General features: G+C 60.5%; 21 protein-coding genes and 1 pseudogene. 11 read left to right on the forward strand and 11 right to left on the reverse strand.

Annotation, left to right across the window (positions count from 1 at the left end; all coding sequences use genetic code 11):
- Positions 1 to 174: 174 nt before the first annotated feature.
- Genes benA through VC35_RS26090 form a run of 5 tightly spaced genes read left to right on the forward strand, consistent with a single transcriptional unit; the run spans position 175 to position 4,587 of the window.
- Entirely contained in the window at positions 175 to 1,539 is a 1,365-nt protein-coding gene (benA, locus tag VC35_RS26070; protein ID WP_046043496.1) for a benzoate 1,2-dioxygenase large subunit, read from the forward strand.
- Positions 1,536 to 2,024, forward strand: coding sequence for a benzoate 1,2-dioxygenase small subunit (gene benB / locus VC35_RS26075; RefSeq protein WP_046043497.1), 489 nt, complete (start codon positions 1,536 to 1,538; stop codon positions 2,022 to 2,024). The genes benA and benB overlap by 4 nt, the downstream gene beginning before the upstream one ends.
- A gap of 10 nt (positions 2,025 to 2,034) precedes the next feature.
- Positions 2,035 to 3,048 (forward strand): benzoate 1,2-dioxygenase electron transfer component BenC, encoded by a 1,014-nt coding sequence (gene benC / locus VC35_RS26080; protein WP_046043498.1) that lies wholly within the window; start codon positions 2,035 to 2,037, stop codon positions 3,046 to 3,048.
- A 24-nt stretch (positions 3,049 to 3,072) separates the two neighbouring features.
- Complete coding sequence (locus VC35_RS26085; protein WP_046043499.1) at positions 3,073 to 3,846, forward strand: 1,6-dihydroxycyclohexa-2,4-diene-1-carboxylate dehydrogenase; 774 nt, start codon at positions 3,073 to 3,075, stop codon at positions 3,844 to 3,846.
- Positions 3,847 to 3,888: 42 nt separating this feature from the next.
- The gene (locus tag VC35_RS26090; protein WP_046043500.1) at positions 3,889 to 4,587 is read left to right on the forward strand and encodes an alpha/beta hydrolase; all 699 of its coding nucleotides are present in this window, start codon (positions 3,889 to 3,891) and stop codon (positions 4,585 to 4,587) included.
- Positions 4,588 to 4,590: 3 nt separating this feature from the next.
- Here the strand turns inward: VC35_RS26090 and VC35_RS26095 are convergent, their stop codons facing one another.
- Positions 4,591 to 4,953 (reverse strand): NUDIX hydrolase, encoded by a 363-nt coding sequence (locus VC35_RS26095; RefSeq protein ID WP_046043502.1) that lies wholly within the window; start codon positions 4,951 to 4,953, stop codon positions 4,591 to 4,593.
- Between the two features lie 219 nt (positions 4,954 to 5,172).
- Between VC35_RS26095 and VC35_RS26100 the strand changes: the two genes are divergently transcribed.
- Positions 5,173 to 5,373: an SPOR domain-containing protein gene (locus VC35_RS26100; RefSeq protein ID WP_046043503.1), complete on the forward strand. Its 201-nt coding sequence runs from the start codon at positions 5,173 to 5,175 to the stop codon at positions 5,371 to 5,373.
- Positions 5,374 to 5,424: 51 nt separating this feature from the next.
- Here the strand turns inward: VC35_RS26100 and osmE are convergent, their stop codons facing one another.
- Together osmE and VC35_RS26110 are read right to left on the reverse strand one after the other, a co-directional pair.
- Positions 5,425 to 5,775 carry an osmotically-inducible lipoprotein OsmE gene (osmE, locus tag VC35_RS26105; protein WP_046043504.1) on the reverse strand — a complete coding sequence of 117 codons (351 nt, stop codon included), beginning with the start codon at positions 5,773 to 5,775 and terminating at the stop codon, positions 5,425 to 5,427.
- Positions 5,776 to 5,788: 13 nt separating this feature from the next.
- On the reverse strand, positions 5,789 to 6,028 hold the full coding sequence (locus VC35_RS26110) for a hypothetical protein (RefSeq protein ID WP_046043505.1): 240 nt from the start codon (positions 6,026 to 6,028) through the stop codon (positions 5,789 to 5,791).
- Between the two features lie 302 nt (positions 6,029 to 6,330).
- Here VC35_RS26110 and VC35_RS26115 point away from each other — a divergent pair, with 302 nt between their 5' ends.
- Positions 6,331 to 6,666: a hypothetical protein gene (locus VC35_RS26115; protein WP_046043506.1), complete on the forward strand. Its 336-nt coding sequence runs from the start codon at positions 6,331 to 6,333 to the stop codon at positions 6,664 to 6,666.
- Between the two features lie 91 nt (positions 6,667 to 6,757).
- On the opposite strand, the gene VC35_RS26120 is transcribed toward VC35_RS26115, so the two are convergent.
- The gene (locus tag VC35_RS26120) at positions 6,758 to 7,225 is read right to left on the reverse strand and encodes an RrF2 family transcriptional regulator (protein WP_223464946.1); all 468 of its coding nucleotides are present in this window, start codon (positions 7,223 to 7,225) and stop codon (positions 6,758 to 6,760) included.
- Between VC35_RS26120 and VC35_RS29280 the strand changes: the two are divergent.
- From VC35_RS29280 to VC35_RS26135, 4 genes and pseudogenes are all read left to right on the forward strand, one after another.
- Positions 7,205 to 7,465, forward strand: a pseudogene (locus tag VC35_RS29280) (NAD(P)/FAD-dependent oxidoreductase); the annotation flags it as partial. The gene VC35_RS26120 and the pseudogene VC35_RS29280 sit on opposite strands and share 21 nt — an antisense overlap.
- A gap of 171 nt (positions 7,466 to 7,636) precedes the next feature.
- Positions 7,637 to 8,926, forward strand: coding sequence for an NAD(P)/FAD-dependent oxidoreductase (locus tag VC35_RS26125; RefSeq protein ID WP_046043507.1), 1,290 nt, complete (start codon positions 7,637 to 7,639; stop codon positions 8,924 to 8,926).
- A gap of 26 nt (positions 8,927 to 8,952) precedes the next feature.
- The gene (locus VC35_RS26130; protein ID WP_007976194.1) at positions 8,953 to 9,507 is read left to right on the forward strand and encodes a helix-turn-helix domain-containing protein; all 555 of its coding nucleotides are present in this window, start codon (positions 8,953 to 8,955) and stop codon (positions 9,505 to 9,507) included.
- Positions 9,508 to 9,527: 20 nt separating this feature from the next.
- Entirely contained in the window at positions 9,528 to 10,874 is a 1,347-nt protein-coding gene (locus VC35_RS26135) for a glutamine synthetase family protein (RefSeq protein WP_046043508.1), read from the forward strand.
- A gap of 306 nt (positions 10,875 to 11,180) precedes the next feature.
- Here VC35_RS26135 and VC35_RS26140 read toward each other — a convergent pair whose 3' ends face one another.
- The 7 genes from VC35_RS26140 to VC35_RS26165 all read right to left on the reverse strand — a co-directional run bounded on the left by VC35_RS26140 (position 11,181) and on the right by VC35_RS26165 (position 18,461).
- A complete protein-coding gene (locus VC35_RS26140) occupies positions 11,181 to 11,702 on the reverse strand; it encodes a Tli1a family immunity protein (RefSeq protein WP_080925394.1) in 522 nt (173 codons plus the stop codon).
- 37 nt (positions 11,703 to 11,739) lie between these two features.
- Positions 11,740 to 14,058 (reverse strand): T6SS phospholipase effector Tle1-like catalytic domain-containing protein, encoded by a 2,319-nt coding sequence (locus VC35_RS26145; RefSeq protein WP_046043509.1) that lies wholly within the window; start codon positions 14,056 to 14,058, stop codon positions 11,740 to 11,742.
- A complete protein-coding gene (locus tag VC35_RS29285) occupies positions 14,046 to 14,579 on the reverse strand; it encodes a Tli1a family immunity protein (RefSeq protein ID WP_080925397.1) in 534 nt (177 codons plus the stop codon). Before VC35_RS29285 ends, VC35_RS26145 begins: the two co-directional genes overlap by 13 nt.
- Before the next feature lie 441 nt (positions 14,580 to 15,020).
- Entirely contained in the window at positions 15,021 to 16,382 is a 1,362-nt protein-coding gene (locus VC35_RS26155) for a purine-cytosine permease family protein (RefSeq protein ID WP_046043511.1), read from the reverse strand.
- Positions 16,383 to 16,387: 5 nt separating this feature from the next.
- Positions 16,388 to 17,065, reverse strand: coding sequence for a cysteine hydrolase family protein (locus VC35_RS26160; RefSeq protein WP_046043513.1), 678 nt, complete (start codon positions 17,063 to 17,065; stop codon positions 16,388 to 16,390).
- Between the two features lie 91 nt (positions 17,066 to 17,156).
- Positions 17,157 to 17,309, reverse strand: a complete 153-nt coding sequence (locus VC35_RS29690) for a hypothetical protein (protein ID WP_221174502.1) — start codon at positions 17,307 to 17,309, stop codon at positions 17,157 to 17,159.
- Between the two features lie 108 nt (positions 17,310 to 17,417).
- The gene (locus VC35_RS26165) at positions 17,418 to 18,461 is read right to left on the reverse strand and encodes an LLM class flavin-dependent oxidoreductase (RefSeq protein ID WP_046043514.1); all 1,044 of its coding nucleotides are present in this window, start codon (positions 18,459 to 18,461) and stop codon (positions 17,418 to 17,420) included.
- Positions 18,462 to 18,609: the final 148 nt, after the last annotated feature.

An 18,609-nucleotide genomic window follows, 5' to 3' on the forward strand; every position in this document is an offset into this window, starting at 1 on the left:
GGTTTGATGTTGTCTGATCCGACGATGGGGCCGGCACATTCACCATTGACGGCGCCTGACACACCGCCAGTGACTGCACAAAACGGATAAAGGTCTGCACCCCGCGGATAGTCCGCCCCATTGCCCCGTCCTAGCATGACCCCTGCCTGAACAATAACAATGGAGGCGGCGGCCATGACCCTGCGACCCGAATACGTACATTCCTTGCTTGAAGACGATCCCGAGCAGGGCCTCTATCGCTGCAAACGCGAGATGTTCACCGACCCCCGGTTGTTCGATCTGGAGATGGAACACATCTTCGAGGGCAACTGGCTGTACCTGGCCCACGAAAGCCAGATCCCCAACATCAACGATTTCTACACCACCACCATGGGGCGCCAGTCGATCTTCATCGCGCGCAACAAGGACGGTGTGCTCAACGCCTTCATCAATGCCTGCAGTCACCGTGGCGCGACCTTGTGCCGGCACAAGTCCGGCAACAAGAGCTCTTACACCTGCCCGTTCCACGGCTGGACCTTCAACAACTCCGGCAAACTGCTCAAGGTCAAGGATCCGGCCAACGCCGGCTACCCGTCGAGCTTCAACTGCGAAGGCTCCCATGACCTGACCAAGGTTGCGCGTTTCGAGTCCTATCGCGGCTTCCTGTTCGGCAGCCTGAAAGCCGATGTGCTGCCACTGGTCGAGCACCTGGGCGAGTCGGCGAAGATCATCGACATGATCGTCGACCAGTCCGCCGATGGCCTGGAAGTGCTGCGCGGCTCTTCCAGCTACATCTACGAAGGCAACTGGAAGCTCACCGCCGAGAACGGCGCCGACGGCTACCACGTCAGCTCCGTGCACTGGAACTACGCGGCCACCCAGAACCAGCGCAAGCAGCGCGAGGCGGGTGACAGCAATCCGACCATGAGCGCCGGCAGCTGGGCCAAGCAGGGCGGCGGTTTCTATTCCTTCGACAAGGGCCACATGCTGCTCTGGACCCGCTGGGCCAACCCCGAGGATCGTCCGCTCTACGAGCGCCGCGATGAGCTGGCGCAAGACTTCGGCAAGGCCCGCGCCGACTGGATGATCGAGAACTCGCGCAACCTGTGCCTGTACCCGAACGTGTACCTGATGGACCAGTTCAGCTCGCAGATCCGCATCGCCCGGCCGATCTCGGTCAACCGCACGGAAATCACCATCTACTGCATCGCCCCCAAAGGCGAGAGCGACCACGCCCGTTCCAGCCGGATTCGTCAGTACGAGGATTTCTTCAACGTCAGCGGCATGGCCACGCCGGACGATCTGGAAGAGTTCCGCTCCTGCCAGACCAGCTATCAGGGCAGCGTCACCACCTGGAACGACATGTCCCGTGGCGCCGAGCACTGGATCGAAGGCGCCGACGAAGCAGCCAAGGAAATCGACCTGCATCCGCTGCTCAGCGGCGTGCGCACCGAAGATGAGGGCCTGTTCGTGCTGCAACACAAGTATTGGCAGCAGACCATGCTCAAGGCCCTGGCGGCCGAGCAGTCGAAGCTGATCGCCGTGGAGGACGTGCAATGACCATTTCCTATGAAGCGGTGCGCGATTTTCTCTACCGCGAAGCACGCTACCTCGACGACCGCCAGTGGGACGAATGGCTGGAACTGTACGCCCCCGACGCGACGTACTGGATGCCGTCCTGGGACGACAACGACGAGTTGACCGAGGACCCGCAGCGGGAAATCTCGCTGATCTGGTACGGCAACCGCACGGGCCTGGAAGACCGCATCTTCCGCATCAAGACCGAGCGCTCCAGCGCCAGCGTGCCGGACACTCGCACCTCCCACAACATCAGCAACATCGAGCTGCTCGAACAGAGCGACGGACTGTGCAAGGTGCGCTTCAACTGGCACACCCTGAGTTTTCGCTACAAGACCGTCGACAGCTATTTCGGCAGCAGTTTCTACACCCTCGACGTGCGCGGTGAAAACACGCAGATCTTGGCCAAGAAAGTGATCCTGAAGAACGACTACGTTCGCCAGGTCATCGATGTTTACCACTTGTGAGACTGCCGTCATGACCCATTCCATTGCGTTCAATTTTGAAGACGGCGTCACCCGGTTCATCGACGCCAACGCCGGCGAAACCGTGGCCGACGCCGCGTACCGCCAGGGCATCAACATCCCGCTGGACTGCCGCGACGGCGCTTGCGGTACCTGCAAGTGTTTTGCCGAAGCCGGTCAATACGATCTGGGTGAGGAATACATCGAGGACGCCCTCAGCCCTGAAGAGGCCGCACAGGGTTTTGTCCTGACCTGCCAGATGCGCGCCAAAAGCGATTGCGTGGTGCGTGTACCGACATCCTCCGAAGTCTGCCGCACCCGTCAGGCCAGCTACGACGCCACCATCAGTGCCGTGCGCCAGTTGTCCGACAGCACCATCGCGCTGTCGATCAAGGGTGAGGCCCTGAGCAAGCTGGCGTTCCTGCCGGGGCAATATGTGAACCTCGGGATTCCCGGCAGCGAGCAGACCCGCGCCTATTCGTTCAGCTCGTTGCAGCGCGATGGCGAGGTCAGCTTCCTGATCCGCAATGTGCCCGGCGGCCTGATGAGCAGCTTCCTGACCGGCATGGCCAAGGCCGGCGACTGCATGAGCCTGGCAGGTCCCTTGGGCAGCTTCTACCTGCGTGACATTCGTCGGCCGCTGTTGCTGCTGGCCGGTGGCACCGGGCTGGCGCCATTTACCGCGATGCTGGAGAAGATCGCCGAGCAGGGCAGCGATCATCCGCTGCATCTGATCTACGGCGTGACCCACGATTTCGACCTGGTGGAAATCGACCGACTCGAAGCCTTTGCCGCGCGCATCCCCAACTTCACCTTCAGCGCCTGCGTCGCCAGCCCCGAGAGCCAGCACCCGCTCAAGGGCTACGTGACCCAGCACATCGAGCCGAAGCACCTGAACGATGGCGACGTCGACGTCTACCTGTGCGGGCCGCCGCCGATGGTCGAGGCCGTCAGCCAGTTCATTCGCGAACAAGGCATCGCACCGGCCAACTTTTACTTCGAAAAATTTGCCGCCAGCGCGGCTTGAATCGCGTTGTTGTGGGAGACAGAGATGAACCGATTTCAAGACAAAGTCGCCCTGATCACCGGCGCTGCCCAAGGCATCGGTCGGCGGGTGGCCGAGCGTATGGCCGCCGAAGGGGCGAAGCTGATCCTGGTGGATCGCTCCGACCTGGTGTTCGAAGTCCAGCAACAGTTGGCGTCAACCACCCAGGTATTGGCCCTGACCGCCGACCTTGAGCAATACGAGGAATGCAGTCGGGTGATGCAAACCGCCGTCGAGCGCTTCGGTCGCCTCGATGTGCTGGTCAATAACGTTGGCGGGACAATCTGGGCCAAGCCGTTCGAGCACTATGACGCGTCGCAGATCGAGGCCGAGGTTCGCCGTTCGCTGTTCCCGACCTTGTGGTGTTGCCATGCCGCGCTGCCGTTCATGCTGGAGCAGGGCAGTGGTGCGATCGTCAACGTGTCCTCCATCGCCACCCGCAGCCTCAACCGCGTGCCCTACGGTGCGGCAAAGGGTGGGGTCAACGCCTTGACCGCTTGTCTGGCGTTCGAAACCGCCGGTCGCGGCGTACGGGTCAATGCCACGGCGCCAGGCGGCACCGAAGCACCGCCGCGACGCATACCCCGCAACGGTGCCGAGCAGAGTGAGCAGGAAAAACTCTGGTACCAGCAGATCGTCGACCAGACCCTCGACAGCAGTTTGATGAAACGCTACGGCACCCTGGATGAGCAGGCGGGGGCTATTCTGTTTCTGGCCAGCGACGAAGCGTCCTATATCACCGGTATGGTCATGCCCGTGGGCGGTGGCGATCAGGGCTGAGGCAAGCGACAGACAAACCCAACGGCAAACGGAGTCAAGGTGATGAGTGACAAACCCACGATCGTGCTGGTCCATGGTTTCTGGGGCGGTGCTGCCCACTGGAACAAGGTCATCGTCAAATTGCTCAGTCGGGGCGACACGCACATTCGTGCCGTCGAGTTGCCGCTGACTTCGCTGGCCGAGGATGCCGAGCGCACGCGCAAGATGGTCGCCCAGGTGCCCGGTCCGGTGCTGCTGGTGGGGCACTCCTACGGCGGCGCAGTGATCACCGAAGCCGGCGACCAGCCGAATGTGGTCGGGCTGGTGTACATCGCCGCGTTCGCCCCGGACGCCGGCGAAAGCCCCGGCGGCATCACGCAACGGCACCCGCCTGCGGCAGCGGCAAACCTGGCGCCGGATAGCGACGGTTACCTGTGGGTCAAGCCCGAGCTCTACCACGAGAGCTTCTGCCAGGACCTTCCTGCGACCGAAGGGTTGGTCATGGGCCTCACCCAGAAAGCGCCGCTGGCGAGCACCTTCGGTGACACCATTGGCACGGTGGCCTGGAAGAACAAACCATCGTGGTATCAGGTTTCGACCGACGACCGGATGATCGCGCCACAAAACCAGCAATGGATGGCGGCGCGGCTCAACGCCCGGGAGATTCTGACCTTGCATGCCAGCCATGCGTCACTGGCGTCGATGCCAGCCGAAGTGGCAGCCTTGATCGACAGGGCCGCGACGGCGTTGGCCAAAGGCTAGGGTCTACAAGCGGCGCACAAAGGTGCCGACAATACTGCGCATGGCGGCGCTGATGTTCAGGTTGTGAACCGCATCCAGCGGGTGCCAGATGCAATCAGAGATCTCGTTCAGCGGCCGCAATTGTTCCAGGTTCAGCACCGACACCTCGAATACATGGTGTCGGGTGCCGTCCGATTCCAACTCCTGCACATACATCAACTCGTCGACCCGCAGGCCGGTTTCTTCCAGCAACTCGCGAACGGCGGCATCGGCTGCGCTTTCACCCCATTCGAGCTTGCCGCCAGGCAGCGTCCAGCGTCCTCCCGGCTTGCGTACCAGCAGTACATGCCTTTCCTGCTCGCAGATGATCGTTGCGCGTACTTTCATGGATTACCCGATGGCCGTTGTCATGGTGCAGGCATGCAAGTGCAGCATTCGGGCCAGGGCCGCGATTACGCTGCTATCTGAGTAATTTGAGCTGCCGATGTGACGATAAGTGCAACCGAAACATGGAATTTCCATGGCGACGTCTGGTCGGTATTTTGGACAAGGGTGGGTGTAAGGTAAGCAAGTCAACCTGATATCACTGCCCAAGAGGAGGTGACTATGAGCGTTCCGATGCTGAACAAAATGCACATGAACGGTTACGACGTACTCAGCGTCAACAACGGCCCCTGGCGGGTGTGTACCCAAGGCGACCGACTGGGCTCGTTTACCAATCGGGAAGAAGCGCTGGCGTTTGCCGCGTCGCTGCCCGGCTACAGGGCTCGTGCCGGCAGGCCTGCGGGCAGCCATCAGACAAAATGAAATCAGGCCCGAAGCCCCGGTTCTCCGGGGCTTTTTCATGATGCAACGACGCTAGTAGCCGCCGCCGCCACTGGGGCGGGAGGGTTCCCGGGCCTTTTGTTGCGTGTGGCTCCATTCCGCGCAGGTCATGAAACTCTTGTGGTCGACCATGCCCCGGCCATCAAAGCTGACATTGAACGCCTGTTGATGGCCGGACTGAGTCAGCTTGTAGTCAAAGCAGGTGCCGGGTTCGATAGTACGGTCGCTGACCGCCAGGGGCTGCCCGCCGATTTGCCGGACTTGCTCCTGGGTCATGCCGGTGTCGACTTTCGCGACCAGCGGCTGGTCCTGGTAGATCGAGTTGGTGCTGCAGCCTGCCAACGTGGTCAGTGCGACGACCAGCGTGAAAAGAGGCCTGTTCATGGCAGCGCTCCCGCTATTGAGCCTTGTTGCGGCTAATGACCTTGGCTTTCACTTCCTCGGCGTAGCCGGACAGTTTTGCTTCATCTCCCTGAAACAAAGCACACAGTTTCTGAACGGCTTGCGCGTCGATGTCGTTTCCGAGCAGGCGCAATTGCTGCTCGATGCGCAAAAGCTCCACGGCCGACCAGCGCAAATCTGATGCAAGCCCTTGCAGATCACGCCGAAGTTCCTGTTCCGATTCGTTAAGCCACATGATGACCTCCTGAACTCCTCATTCCGGAATTTTAGACCCGTTTACCGCACCGGATGTTGTGTTTGTCTGAATCAGCGGGGTTTCCTTTGGTCGGGAAAAACTGATATCGGCTCATCAACTCATCGGGCCGAAATGGGAGCAAGTCAAGCAACGCCAGCATGAAGCCCGCGAAAGATGGATGGATTATCTGAAGGCAAGGAACTAACCGGTAGAAGCGATATCAATGACACGCCGAATCGTTGGGGATGGATGTAGTGACGACGGCGAGCTACATTCTCTTTTTTCTAATTTAAGGAAGCAGCATGCGGATGTTGATGGGGGGGGTCGTGCTGGCATTGCTGGGCGGGTGCTCGTTGCCGGCGTCGCTGGTACCGGGCGAGCCGAATGTCAGCAAGCACAGCGCGAAGGCGCCAAAAGAGTATGCGGCGTGCGTGTTGCCTGCCTGGCAAAAGGAAGTATCGAATACGACCCAGATTTCGATATCCAACGGATACCGCATCACCGCGCCCAGTGTGATCACGGCCGACGAAGTGCTGGATATCGTGAAGTACAAGGACGGCAGCCAGGTTTCGCTGTATCAGGGGCCACCTTGGGCCAAGTCCGGCGACCTGCGCAAAATCGTGCGCGACTGTTTGTAAGCGCGGGAGAGTGAAAATCGGTCACCGACCGTTTTTCGACTCAATTGAGAAAAAACCGGATGCCTGGCGTGCATCCGGTTTTTTTTGTGGATCAGTCTGAAAGGTTGGTCGTCGGGATGATTTGCTCGCTGGCCTGGGCGGCACTTTTGCGTTCCCGACGTTCGCCCATCCAGCTTTCCACCTTGACGCCGAACTCTGGCGGGGCCTTGCGCCCGAATTTCCTGGCGATGTCGAGGATGGTTTGTTGGGCGAGTGCCTCTTCCATGCGTTTTTGCGCAACCATCATTGCACCATGGACCGCGCACAGACCCTCCAATGCCCATTCAGGCGGGGCGCCGTCAAACACTGCGCAACGGCCACGGATCTCCCGACAATCGAAAATCGACTTGTGGCCGTCGATGGCGTTGACGATGTCCAGCAAGGTGATTTCGTCAGCGGGCCGGGCCAGCTTGAAGCCTCCGCGCACGCCTTCGGTGGCGACTACCAGTCTGGCCTTGGCCAGCTTGGTGAAGATTTTCGCCAGATAGTCCTGGGGGACGCCTTGATGACCTGCCAGCACGCCATTGTCCTGGGGCGTCACGCCGGCAGTAACGTGGCGGCACAGATCCTCGGTGTCGACCCGACGCCGTACAGCCAGCCGAAGTACGTGACCTGCCTGGACCTGGGGGCCTGGGGTGTGGTGTACACCGAGGGTTGGGATCGTCAGGTCAAGTTGGTCAAGGAGGAGGCCAAGTCGCTGAAAACCCAGATCAACACCCAACGGATCTACCCGCCAGCGGCTAAACGCGACACCGCGTGAGCCGCGGCGGATCCGATGATTCCTGTGGCCTGATTGATTCGAACATCACGTCTGAATAAAAAAATCCCGCTCGGGTTCGCCTGAGCGGGATTTTTTACGCATTGATTGCCTGTATGAAATTTACCGTGTATTTTTTCATGAAATTAAAAATACAAAATTTCACGAGGCCGTATGTTTCAGCAATCCACCCGGCATGTCGACAGTTACTACGCCCATTCCTGTGCCGATCGTCTGGTCGATCGAGCCGCACTGGAAGGTGAGCAAGACACCGAAGTGCTGATCATCGGGGCCGGCTTCAGTGGATTGCACACGGCTTTGCGCCTGGCGCTGGCCGGCAAGCGCGTGACCTTGCTCGAAGCCAGCCGGGTGGCCTGGGCCGCGTCCGGGCGTAATGGCGGCCAGGCGATTCTTGGCTGGTCGTGCGACATGCCACCGCTGGAAGCGGCACTGGGTTACGAACGGGCACGCCGACTGTGGGACGGCATGCGCTGGGCCGCACGGGAGCTGCGTGACTTGCCCGGTCGCCATGAGTTCGATTGCGACTACCGCGCCGGTCATCTCTGGACCTCGGTGATGCCCCGTCGGGTAGGCCTGCTGACCGAATGGCAACACGAGGCCAGCCACAAGTGGGGCCACGACAAACTGCAATTTATCGAGCGCAGCGATTTGCCGCAGTGGGTTGCCAGCGAGCGCTATCGGGCCGGCCTGTTCGATCCCGAGGGTGGGCATCTGAATCCGCTGAAACTGGCCCTGGGCCTTGCCGATGCCATTGAGCGGGCCGGTGGGCGCATCCACGAGCTCAGCAAGGCGCTGAACTATGGCGAGGAGGGCGACGGGTTTGTGGTGAACACCGAGCGCGGTCGTATTCGCGCCGATGTGCTGGTGCTGGCGTGCAACGCTTACCTCGACCGACTCGACCCACAACTGGCCAGTTGCGTGTTGCCGGTCGGGACCTATCAGGTCGCGACTGCGCCGCTCACCGAGGAGCAAGCCACCGCGCTGCTGCCGAGCAACGTGTGCGTGACCGACAACCAGTTCGTACTCGATTATTTCCGCCGCACCCCGGATAACCGCCTGCTGTTCGGTGGCGGTTGCACTTACCTGGGCGGGATGCCCAAGGACATCGCCGCCGCGACCCGGCCATTCCTGGAACGCGTGTTCCCGCAACTCACCGGCGTCGGGCTGGAGTTTGCCTGGGGCGGCCACATCGACCTGACCCTCAAACGCACACCGGATATCGGCCGGCGCGGCGATCTTTACTGGATGCAGGGGTACTCCGGGCATGGCGTGCTACCGACACTGGCCGCGGCGCGGGCGGTGTCCGACGCGGTACTCGGTCAGCCCGACGAGCTGTCCCTGTACCAGGGCCTGAACAACGGCAGTTTTCCCGGCGGCAAATACCTGGCCGCGCCGCTGGAAGCCATCGGCAAAGCCTGGTATCGACTGCGCGACAGCATTTGAAGCGACACTTTCTGGAAGCCATCTAGATGGACATGCAAGAAGAAATCTCGGCGCTGGCGATCCTGATCCAGGACCTGCGCAAACACAAGAAGTACACCCTGAAGGAACTGGCGGACAAAATCGGTCGCTCCGTGGGTTTTCTGTCCCAGGTCGAGCGCGGCCTGTCGCGCCCGACCGTGGCGGACCTGACCGCCATCAGCGAAACCCTGGGGGTGCCGACCACCTATTTCTACAGCCTGCCCAAACCCATGGCCTTGTCCTGGGTCACCCGCCCGGACGAGCGCCGCACGCTGTACTACGCCGACGGCATCACCGACATCCTCGTGTCGCCAAAGATGCGCGCGTCTTTTTCGATGCTCGAAAGCCAGCTCGAGCCCGGCGCCAGCAGCGGTGACCGACACATGAAGGACAGCTCCGAGCAGGGCGGTTACGTCCTGGAAGGGCAGTTGACCCTGTGGCTCGACGACAACGAACCGGTGACCCTGCATCCCGGTGACAGCTTTCAACTGGCCAGCCATGCGCACTGCCGCTACGGCAACCTGTCCGACCAACTGACCCGTGTGCTTTGGGTTTACACCTGATAACAACAAGGAACAAAACGATGGATGCTGTGTGCTCTGAACTGCTGGCCGAGGTTCGCAACTTCCGCCACTGCAACCCCGAAGTGCGTTACGTCGACCTGATCTCCCTGGACATTCCGGGGCATTTCTACGGCAAGCGCTACCCGATCGAGATGCTGGAAAAAGTCGCTGCCGGCAGTGCACTGAAGCTGCCGCAGAACTGCGTGCTGCTCGGCACCCAGGGCGGACTGTTCAAGATCGGCGATTACTGTTTCAACGATGGTGACCCGGATGCGCAGCGCCGTTTGGTGCCCGGCACCTTGAAGCTGGTGAGCTGGGAAAAACAGCCCTTGGGCCAGATGCTGATCACCTCCGACGGCACCGAAAAACCCATCGAATTCGAACCCCGCGAAGTGCTGGCGCAGGTGCTGGACCGGCTCAAGCGCAAGGGCATTTTCCCGGTGGTGGCCTTCGAGCTGGAGTTTTACCTGTTCGACAGCCGCTTGAAGGACGGCTTGCCGCAGTTCCCTCGTGATGAATTGACCGGCGATGCCGACGATCAGCCGAACATGCACATCGAACGCTTGTCGCGTTTCGCCCCGGTGCTCGATGAAATGGTCGAGACCGCGCGAGCCCAAGGCGTCGATGCCACGGTGATCACCGCCGAACTCGGCCCGGGCCAGTTCGAAATCAACTTCGGCCATTGCGATGACGGCCTGCGCGCCGCCGACTGGGCGGCCCTGTTCTGCCGCAGCACCCGGGGCGTGGCGCTCAAGCACAACTACCGCGCCAGCTTCATGGCCAAACCCTACTTGCAGCACCCCGGCAGCGGCATGCACGTGCATGTCAGCCTGTATGACCAGGCCGGCAACAACCTGTTGGCGGCGAACGGCCAGCGGGCGCTGCGCCATGCAGTGGCCGGTTGCCTGGAGGTGTTGCCGCACTGCATGCCGATCTTTGCCCCGAACCACAACGCCATGCGCCGCTTGAGCGGCACGGTGAACGTCGCGTCCCGCGCCAGTTGGGGCTTCGAGGATCGCGATGCCTGCTTGCGTATTCCGGAGTCGGACATCAAGAACCTGCGCATCGAACATCGCCTGGCGGGCGCCGATGCCAACCCCTATCTGGCGTTGGCGGCGATTCTGGTAGGGCTGGAGCAAGGCCTGGAAGGGGAACGCGAGCCGATTGCACCGCTCAACGAAGACCGTGGCAGTGGCATCGATTTTCCGCTGGAAATGCTCGAAGCGGTGCAGTCCATGCAAAGTCATGCATCGCTGCGCGAAGGCTTGGGGGCGGAGTTTGTGGACGTCTATTGCGAAAACAAACGTCAGGATCATCTGGCATTTCTGCATGACATCAGCGCGCGGGAGTATCGCTGGTTCCTGTAGTCGCCCTTAGAAAATATGTGGATATTGAAGGGGTTAGAAGGATTAGTAACTGGATAGTGAATAAAAATATCTTGTTACAGGCCGAAATATTCCGTAATATCCGCGCCGCGTTCACCACCACGGTTTATGCATTTTTAAATCCCAGGCGTCCATCAGCTGCCTGGGATTTTTTTTGCCTGAGATTTGGTGTGCATGGCGTAGCTAGCGAAGGCGGCTCGGAAGCTAATTGTTTTTCAGGGACCATACCCGTATCTGCGGTCATGGCATTCAGAGTTTCGGCCTCCTCGCCGTGACGAAATCACCGCGTTATTTAGGACATGACCGGGGCTCCGGCAATTGCAGCGGGGTCTTGATCGGGTATTCGGGGCTGCCATAGGCGTAGCAAGAGGTGGTGACCTGCAGCTGGTCGCAGGGCAAGAAGTGCACGGTGAGGCCGCAGGTTTTTTGGCCGGTGTAGTCGGGAATTGGCACGACTTTGCTGTGTTTGCGCTTTTGTGCCTCCATTTTGTCCAACCAAGCATAGTATTTGTCTCGATCAGCAAAACCGGGAAAACCTTTTGAACCGGCTACCCCGGTCTCCCAGTCGACGCGCACCGTCATCCCTGGCTGCCAGCGCGCTGGTGCGACGTAACAACACCCTCCACCCCCGCCTTGGTAGGCGCCAATGATGTCGATGCCCGAACGACCATCAACACTGAATCGATTGATGGCCCAGTGGGTGTGATTGATGGCTTCGAGAGAGCTGGCCTCGACGTTTTGCAGGAGCACGGCCGTAGCCAAGCCCGCTAGAGCCCGGATCTGCAGGCGACACGCATTGCGATGGGACATGGGTTTTGTTCCTTCTACCGAGTGTCGAACCACCGAGTCAGGCCTGTGCATCGCCTGCGTCGCCGACTTTGCTGTAAAAGTCTTCCCAGATGGCGTCGATGGCCTGGTGGACCTCAGCCAGGTGTTGAGCATCCATGACGGGAGGACGTGCGACCACGCCAGGTGCATAGGCTGGCAATGGCGTGCCGCTCGCCAGCATTGCCGCCTGCGTTTCGGGATGGAGTGCCAGCTCCCTGCGGCTGGCTTCACCGAAGAACACCATGCGTTCGCGAAAATAGCTGCCCAGCGGTTCGCGCCCGAACGAATAAAGAAACCAGGCGCGGGAGTCGTGGACCTGATCATCGAACAGCGCACGCAGCAGGCCTGCCGGCTGATTGGCATTGCGGCTCTCGTCGACATTGCCACGGTTCTTTTCGTCCCAGTGATTGCGTTCGCGTTCAGGAGGTGGAAACAACTCACTGACCCTGGCCCGACCGGCGGCCTTCATCTGCCGGCACTCGACCCGCGCATCGGCGGTGATGATGCGCATAACGACGGCAGGCGGAGCGTTGGCCGGTAATACTCGGCTGAGACTGGAGGCCAGGTGATCGGGGTCGTGGTAGTTCGCACGGAACTCTTCGGCCGCTTCGCGCAGTTGGGTTCTTGCAAGGTCCGGATCGAAATCCGGGACCCCGGGCGCCAGGGGCGTTTTCGGCGTGCGCCCGTTGCGTTCGCGGGCGCGTTGTTGGAGACGGTTTTTTTCAATCTCCGCCTGGGCTTTTGTACGCTGGGTCTCGGCGGTGGCCCGTGTGTCGGGATCAGCGTGGGTATCGCTCGCGTCGAGATAGAAAGCGGTCTTTCTCAGACTGGCAAAGGCATAGCGGTCGATGCGCCAGGCGGTGATCCAGCCGAGTTGTTCGCGCACGGCCTGTTCGAGAGTAATGGTGGATGGGAGCGGTTGGTATCGTTCGGTCTGCTCAGTGGGCAGCGGCTGAGAAACAGGGGGCAGACCCAGCGTTGTTTGGCGCCAGGCGTTGAAGCGCGTAACAAGTTCAGTCGTAGTGTCAAACTCTCGCACAAGTTCGAGATCCATCGCCCGCCAAAGCTCATCGCTAATGGATACTGGCAAGGTAGCTTTGGGTACCTTTAAGGGGGCGCCATGAACAAAGGCGTCGGCATACAGATCGTTAAGGGCGATCTGCGACAATAATAGGCCATCTCCATTTCGAGTATCCGGGCTGAAAGCCTTGCCTTGATCCCCCGGCGGGTAGCCCCCACCCTGATCGGAATGCACACCCGGATAAATAACCTCCACGGCATTAACCGGATAATCTCCGCTCTCACGCCGAATCGATTCCAATGGAAAACATAGTCGTTGCTCATGGCTGGCCACAAGGTGCAAACAGCGCTTGACCAGTCCGCCACCGGGTAACTCCTGATTGCCATCGGCCCAGCTCATATGACCGTTCGCGCCCGGCACGATATCGGCGAAGCCCACCGAGGCCACGGTGTCCAGCAGCCCCAAATACTCCACGCTGACGGGGAGCTCCAGTTCGCCCAGTTTCAGCGCTGGCGTATAACGCATCAGCTCGTTCAGCCAACTGACAAAGGCCCGCGCCGCTGCCGCACCACGGGAAAAGCCATAGACAAACAGCTTGATACCCAAGAGCTTCGACATACCGGGCTGCGGCTGGCTCAGGGCGATATGCAAGGGCTTTTCAATGGCCTTGAGCTGCTTGCGAAACTCAATGCGACGGTTTGTCTGCCCCGCCGCCCACTCCATGCCCGGCACAGTGCCCATGGCCTTGACCGCCGCCAGCAAGCTGGCATCGTCCAGCCGTGGCTGGCCCAGCGCGCGGCGCAGGGCATCGATGATCATCAGCAGGCCCCAGTTGATCCGTTCTTCGCCGTACCAGGCGCCGGCCAGCCCCAGCGTGGTGTAATCCAGATCACCGACTTCCGCAAAAGGCGTCCCCACGCCAGGCATGTAGTATTTGAAGTACTCGCCATAGCCCGTACCCACGGCATCGGTCAGGCGTTGGGCCCTGGCGTTGTGCGCAGTGCCGCCGGCATGGCCGTCGCCAATAGTCGCGCGAAACAACCGGGCAATATTGGTCGGGTGTGGCTGAGTGGATTCGTACAGGTCATTGTTGAGGTTGTTGCCGGTGCCGTCGAAGAACAGGCTGATGTGCAAGGACTTGCAACATGGCCTCAGCACCCGGCGGCCGGCGGCCATACACAGGGCATCATGGTAATCACTCTCCTGCTGGTGTTGGCGCGAGAGGTTCTGATGGACCTGATAGGCCTGGCGGGGCAATCGGCCCTCCAGCGGAAATGGCGGCGGATAGCAGACGCGGGCATGTTTCACTTCGGACATGACTGAGGCTCCGGCAAGTGCAATGGGGTCTTGATCGGGTATTCGGGGCTGCCGTAGGCGTAACAAGAGGTGGTGACCAGGAGGTCATCGCAGGGCAGGAAGTGCACGGTGAGGCCGCAGGTTTTTTGGTCGGTGTAGTCCGGGACCGGCACGACTTTGCTGTGTTGGCGTTTTTGAGCATCGACTTTATCTATCCATGCCAAGTACTTGGGTCGATCGGCAAACCCTGGGAACTCGTCGGCGAGATCGCTCACTCCACTGGCGCCAGTCTCCCAATCAACCCGCACCGTCATCCCCGGCTTCCAGCGCGCTGGCGCGCTGTAACAACACCCCCCACCTCCGCCCTGATATGGCCCAATAATGTCGATTCCAGAACGACCCTCAACGCTGAATCGATTGATGGCCCAGTGGGTGTGATTAACTGCTTCAAGGGTGCCAGCCTGAGTACTTTGAGCGAACAACGTACCGACTAGAACGCAGAACAAGGACAGCGGAAACGTAGCGAATGACAATCTCGGCATAAGCCGTTCGACGCGATGGGTGAAGGGATGGTCAAGGCGTTTGCTGCCGGGGAAGGTGAGGACGTCGAGACCATGGTCAAGGTTACGGCCCCAGCGTTTGAGGCGGCTGTCATCGAAGAAGGTGGACAGTTGGGGGAGCATGATCAGGCCTTCCTGGTCTGAATGGGGGCGAGCAGGAAGGTCTGCATTTGCGCCCCGGTCCTGGGGCTGCATAGCTTTGGCGAAGTTGATTTAGTTAGAAATAGGACGTTTCCGTGTGCCTTGTAGGATGCATCCGGTAATTAGCCTGCTACGTTGTTGCAGGCTTAACGCCTAAGGAGCTGCGCGTCTTCCAGATCCCGCCCTCGATGATCAGTCGAGAACTATCGCTCCTGACGGAGCGATAGTCGAGATACAAGGAGTTGCCGCAGGCTGCGACCTTTTTCTATCACCCGTTTATCATTACGTCACTGAATCCAACACTGGCGCCCGCTTGCCGAGCTTCATCAGCCAGTAATAACTCAACGCCGGCACCAGCAACCCGACGATCCACGCCAGATCCACCCCATCCAGCGCAGTGGCCACCGGGCCGACGTACAGCGTGGTGTTCATGAACGGAATTTCCAGGGCAATCGCCAGCAGGAAACTGCCGCAGGCGATCCAGTTGACCCGCCCGTAGATCCCGTTCAGGTCGAAGATGTCGTCAATCCGGTACTGGCCTTTGCGCAGGCAGTAGTAGTCCACCAGATTGATCGCCGTCCACGGGATCAGGAAGTAGCTCATGAAGAAGATGAAGTTGAGGAAGAAGCTGATGAAGTCGTCCTGACTGATGGTGCACAGGGCCGTGGCCACCAGGCTGATCAGCAGCATGAACACACCGCGTACCCGCGGGGTCACCTTGAGCCGGGCGAAGGGTTCGATCACGGTGATGGTCGACATGAACGCGCCGTACAGGTTGAACACGTTGATCGACACCTGGCCGTAGACGATGAAGGCGAACAGCAGCACCGCGCCAGCGCCGAACAGACCGGCGACATGCCCGCCGACGTTGCTGGAAAAGTCGCCGATGCCGACGCTCAGGATCGCCCCGAGAATCATCATCCATGCGCCCCCGCTGACCGTGCCGGCGTAGCTGTACCAGAACACCTGGGCGGTCGGCGTGTTGCTCGGTAGATAGCGCGAATAATCGGCGACGTAAGGCGCGTAGGACAGTTGCCAGGTCACGGCGATGCTCACCGCCACCAGGAACTTCGACAGCGAGAAGCCTGTTGGCAGCCATTGTTCGGCCGGGATCGGCAACTGCAAGGCGAGCACTGTGGCGGCGACGAACACCACCAGCGACAGAATCGACAGCAGCTTCTGCAAGCGGTGAATCAACCGATAGCCATAGAGCGCGACGACGAAGCACAACGCGCCGATCAGGTAGATATTGCCGGACATCGGCAGCGGGCTGACGGACTCCAGCGCCTGGGCCGCGAGCAAGGTGTTGCTGACGAAGAAACCCAGGTAGATCAGCATCACGAACAGCAGCGGCAACACCGCCCCCAACACGCCGAATTGCGCCCGGCTCTGGATCATTTGCGGAATGCCCAGTTTCGGTCCCTGGGCCGAGTGCGAGGCCATGAAAATCGCCCCCAGCAACGAGCCGAAGATGATCGCCAGCGCACTCCAGAACAGGTTGAGCCCCATCACCACCGGCAACACGCCGGAGGCGATGGTGGTGATGTTCATGTTGGCGCCGAACCAGATATAGAACAGCGAACCCGGCTTGCCGTGGCGTTCGGTCTCGGGGATGAAATCGATGCTTCTTTTTTCGACTTGCATGGCGATCACTCCTGAGTCCGGACGAGACGGGATTGCAGACGGGCGATGGTGCTTTGCAGCTCATGGGGCTGGTGGGCAAACAGGTCCGGTTGCTCGGGGATCAGGCTGATGTAATCGCGGTGCTCCAGGGCGCGCTGGCACTCGGTCGTGGTGAGGATTTCCAGCGCGTAGACCCAGTTGGCCATGATCAGCAGGGCCGAGTAATGCCCGGCCTCGGTGGTCGTGGTGCAGGCATCGCTGACCAGGCGCACGCGATAGCCCAGGGCGAAGGCATCGAACACGCTGGTCAGCACGCAGACGTCGGTCAGCACGCCACAGACGGTCAGTGTGTCGACCTCCATTGCCTTGAGTCGGGCATCGAGGTCGGTGCGGTGAAAGGCACTGTAACGGCCCTTGTCGATGATCAATTCACCGGGCTGCGGCGTCAGCGACTCGATGATTTCCACTTGCCGGGTGCCGGCGCGGTAGCTGCCGGGGCCACCGTCGGCGGCCAGGGGTTCGCCTCGGGGCAGGTCACTGCCGTCGGCCTGATTGATGTGGCGGGTATAGATGACAGGCATCCGCTGACGGCGGGCGGTATCGAGCAGGGCGGCGGTATGGGTGACCACCCTGTCGAAGTTTTCCAGGACGAAACCGTCCTCCTGCTGCATGTCGATGATCAACAGCGCGTTGTTATTGTTCATTGGGCAAACCTGATCAAAGGCGAAACACAAAGCACCGTACGCGCCATGCAATGGCGAGACGCGGGGTGCGTGATTGGCTGTTCGGGTGGGCTCAGTGAACCGTTTGCCAGAAGCCGTTCTGCTTGGCCGAAACGCTGGCGCGCAGGCGCTTGAAATGCAGGTGCGAAGCGGTCCATTCACCGCGCAGGTAAGCCCGCGCGGCGCCGGAGGGAAGGGCGAGTGATGGGAGGCGACCAGTCATCATTGGAATCGACCCTTGTGGGAGCGAGCCTGCTCGCGAAAAACTTCTGGATAACGCGGTCATTCAGATGGCGCGCGTTATCGTTGGCGTCCATCGCGAGCGAGTTCGCTCCTACCGGAACGCAGGCACTACGTGCTTGATGAACAGCTCCAGGGATTTTTTCTTCTCCGCGTGGGGCAGGCTGTTATCGCACCAGAAGCTGAATTCGTCGACCCCCAGTTCCTGGTAGTACTTGATGCGCGGAATGATTTCTTCCGGGGTGCCGATCATGGCGGTCTTGTGCAGGCTTTCCAGCTCGAACTCAGGGCGACCGGCGAATTTCTCTTCCGGGCTCGGCGCGAGGAAGCCGTTGACCGGGGTGGTCTTGTTGCCGAACCAGGCATCGAAGGTGCGGTAGAACCTGGAGATCGCCTTGGCCCCGACTTCCCAGCCTTGCGGATCGTCGGCGGTGTGCACGTGGGTGTGACGCAGCACCATCAGTTGCGGGCGCGGCACGCCAGGGTTGTTGTCCAGCGCGGCCTGGAATTTGTTCTTCAGGTCGAGGACTTCCTCGTCGCCTTTCATCAGCGGCGTGACCATGACGTTGCAGCCGTTGGCCACGGCGAAGTTGTGCGAGTCCGGGTCGCGGGCAGCGATCCACATCGGCGGGTTCGGCTGCTGGATCGGCTTGGGCACGCTGGTGGAGGTCGGGAATTTCCAGATGTCGCCGTCATGGGCGTAGTCGCCGTTCCACAGGGCACGCACCACCGGAACCATTTCCCGCAGCGCTTGACCGCCGGAGGACGCTGGCATGCCGCCGGCCATGCGGTCGAACTCGATCTGGTAGGCGCCACGGGCCAGGCCGACTTCCATGCGCCCGTTGCTGATCACGTCGAGCAACGCGCATTCACCGGCCACCCGCAGCGGATGCCAGAACGGCGCGATGATGGTGCCGGCGCCCAGGTGAATAGTGGTGGTCTTGCCCGCCAGATAAGCCAGCAGCGGCATCGGGCTTGGCGAGATGGTGTACTCCATGGAGTGGTGTTCGCCGATCCACACGGTGCTGAAACCACCGGCCTCGGCCATCAGCGTCAGTTCGGTCAGGTCTTCGAACAACTGGCGGTGGCTGACGCTTTCGTCCCAACGTTCCATGTGTACGAACAGGGAAAACTTCATGACGCTTACCTCGGATCTTTTGTTGTTGGCCTGTCGACTGCGGGCCTGCTGGTTGTTGGTATACCATAATACTAAATTGTAGAAAAATATATTCTGACGAACAGTCCGGATCTCAGTCAGTAAAAGGTAGATCAAGCGCCGACTGACT

Origin of the sequence: Pseudomonas fluorescens, assembly GCF_000967965.1 — a bacterium.
GTDB lineage: Bacteria > Pseudomonadota > Gammaproteobacteria > Pseudomonadales > Pseudomonadaceae > Aquipseudomonas > Aquipseudomonas grandcourensis.

Excerpts from the sequence above, each read along its gene's own strand:
- VC35_RS26125 (WP_046043507.1), top strand. The coding sequence starts at position 7,637 with ATGTTTCAGCAATCCACCCGGCATGTCGACAGTTACTACGCCCATTCC.
- benC (WP_046043498.1), top strand. The coding sequence starts at position 2,035 with ATGACCCATTCCATTGCGTTCAATTTTGAAGACGGCGTCACCCGGTTC.
- VC35_RS26130 (WP_007976194.1), top strand. The coding sequence starts at position 8,953 with ATGGACATGCAAGAAGAAATCTCGGCGCTGGCGATCCTGATCCAGGAC.
- VC35_RS26155 (WP_046043511.1), bottom strand. The coding sequence starts at position 16,382 with ATGCAAGTCGAAAAAAGAAGCATCGATTTCATCCCCGAGACCGAACGC.
- VC35_RS26090 (WP_046043500.1), top strand. The coding sequence starts at position 3,889 with ATGAGTGACAAACCCACGATCGTGCTGGTCCATGGTTTCTGGGGCGGT.
- VC35_RS26110 (WP_046043505.1), bottom strand. The coding sequence starts at position 6,028 with ATGTGGCTTAACGAATCGGAACAGGAACTTCGGCGTGATCTGCAAGGG.
- benB (WP_046043497.1), top strand. The coding sequence starts at position 1,536 with ATGACCATTTCCTATGAAGCGGTGCGCGATTTTCTCTACCGCGAAGCA.
- VC35_RS26160 (WP_046043513.1), bottom strand. The coding sequence starts at position 17,065 with ATGAACAATAACAACGCGCTGTTGATCATCGACATGCAGCAGGAGGAC.
- VC35_RS26115 (WP_046043506.1), top strand. The coding sequence starts at position 6,331 with ATGCGGATGTTGATGGGGGGGGTCGTGCTGGCATTGCTGGGCGGGTGC.
- VC35_RS29690 (WP_221174502.1), bottom strand. The coding sequence starts at position 17,309 with ATGATGACTGGTCGCCTCCCATCACTCGCCCTTCCCTCCGGCGCCGCG.
- VC35_RS26095 (WP_046043502.1), bottom strand. The coding sequence starts at position 4,953 with ATGAAAGTACGCGCAACGATCATCTGCGAGCAGGAAAGGCATGTACTG.
- VC35_RS26100 (WP_046043503.1), top strand. The coding sequence starts at position 5,173 with ATGAGCGTTCCGATGCTGAACAAAATGCACATGAACGGTTACGACGTA.
- VC35_RS26165 (WP_046043514.1), bottom strand. The coding sequence starts at position 18,461 with ATGAAGTTTTCCCTGTTCGTACACATGGAACGTTGGGACGAAAGCGTC.
- benA (WP_046043496.1), top strand. The coding sequence starts at position 175 with ATGACCCTGCGACCCGAATACGTACATTCCTTGCTTGAAGACGATCCC.
- VC35_RS26135 (WP_046043508.1), top strand. The coding sequence starts at position 9,528 with ATGGATGCTGTGTGCTCTGAACTGCTGGCCGAGGTTCGCAACTTCCGC.
- VC35_RS29285 (WP_080925397.1), bottom strand. The coding sequence starts at position 14,579 with ATGCCGAGATTGTCATTCGCTACGTTTCCGCTGTCCTTGTTCTGCGTT.
- osmE (WP_046043504.1), bottom strand. The coding sequence starts at position 5,775 with ATGAACAGGCCTCTTTTCACGCTGGTCGTCGCACTGACCACGTTGGCA.
- VC35_RS26085 (WP_046043499.1), top strand. The coding sequence starts at position 3,073 with ATGAACCGATTTCAAGACAAAGTCGCCCTGATCACCGGCGCTGCCCAA.
- VC35_RS26145 (WP_046043509.1), bottom strand. The coding sequence starts at position 14,058 with ATGTCCGAAGTGAAACATGCCCGCGTCTGCTATCCGCCGCCATTTCCG.
- VC35_RS26140 (WP_080925394.1), bottom strand. The coding sequence starts at position 11,702 with ATGTCCCATCGCAATGCGTGTCGCCTGCAGATCCGGGCTCTAGCGGGC.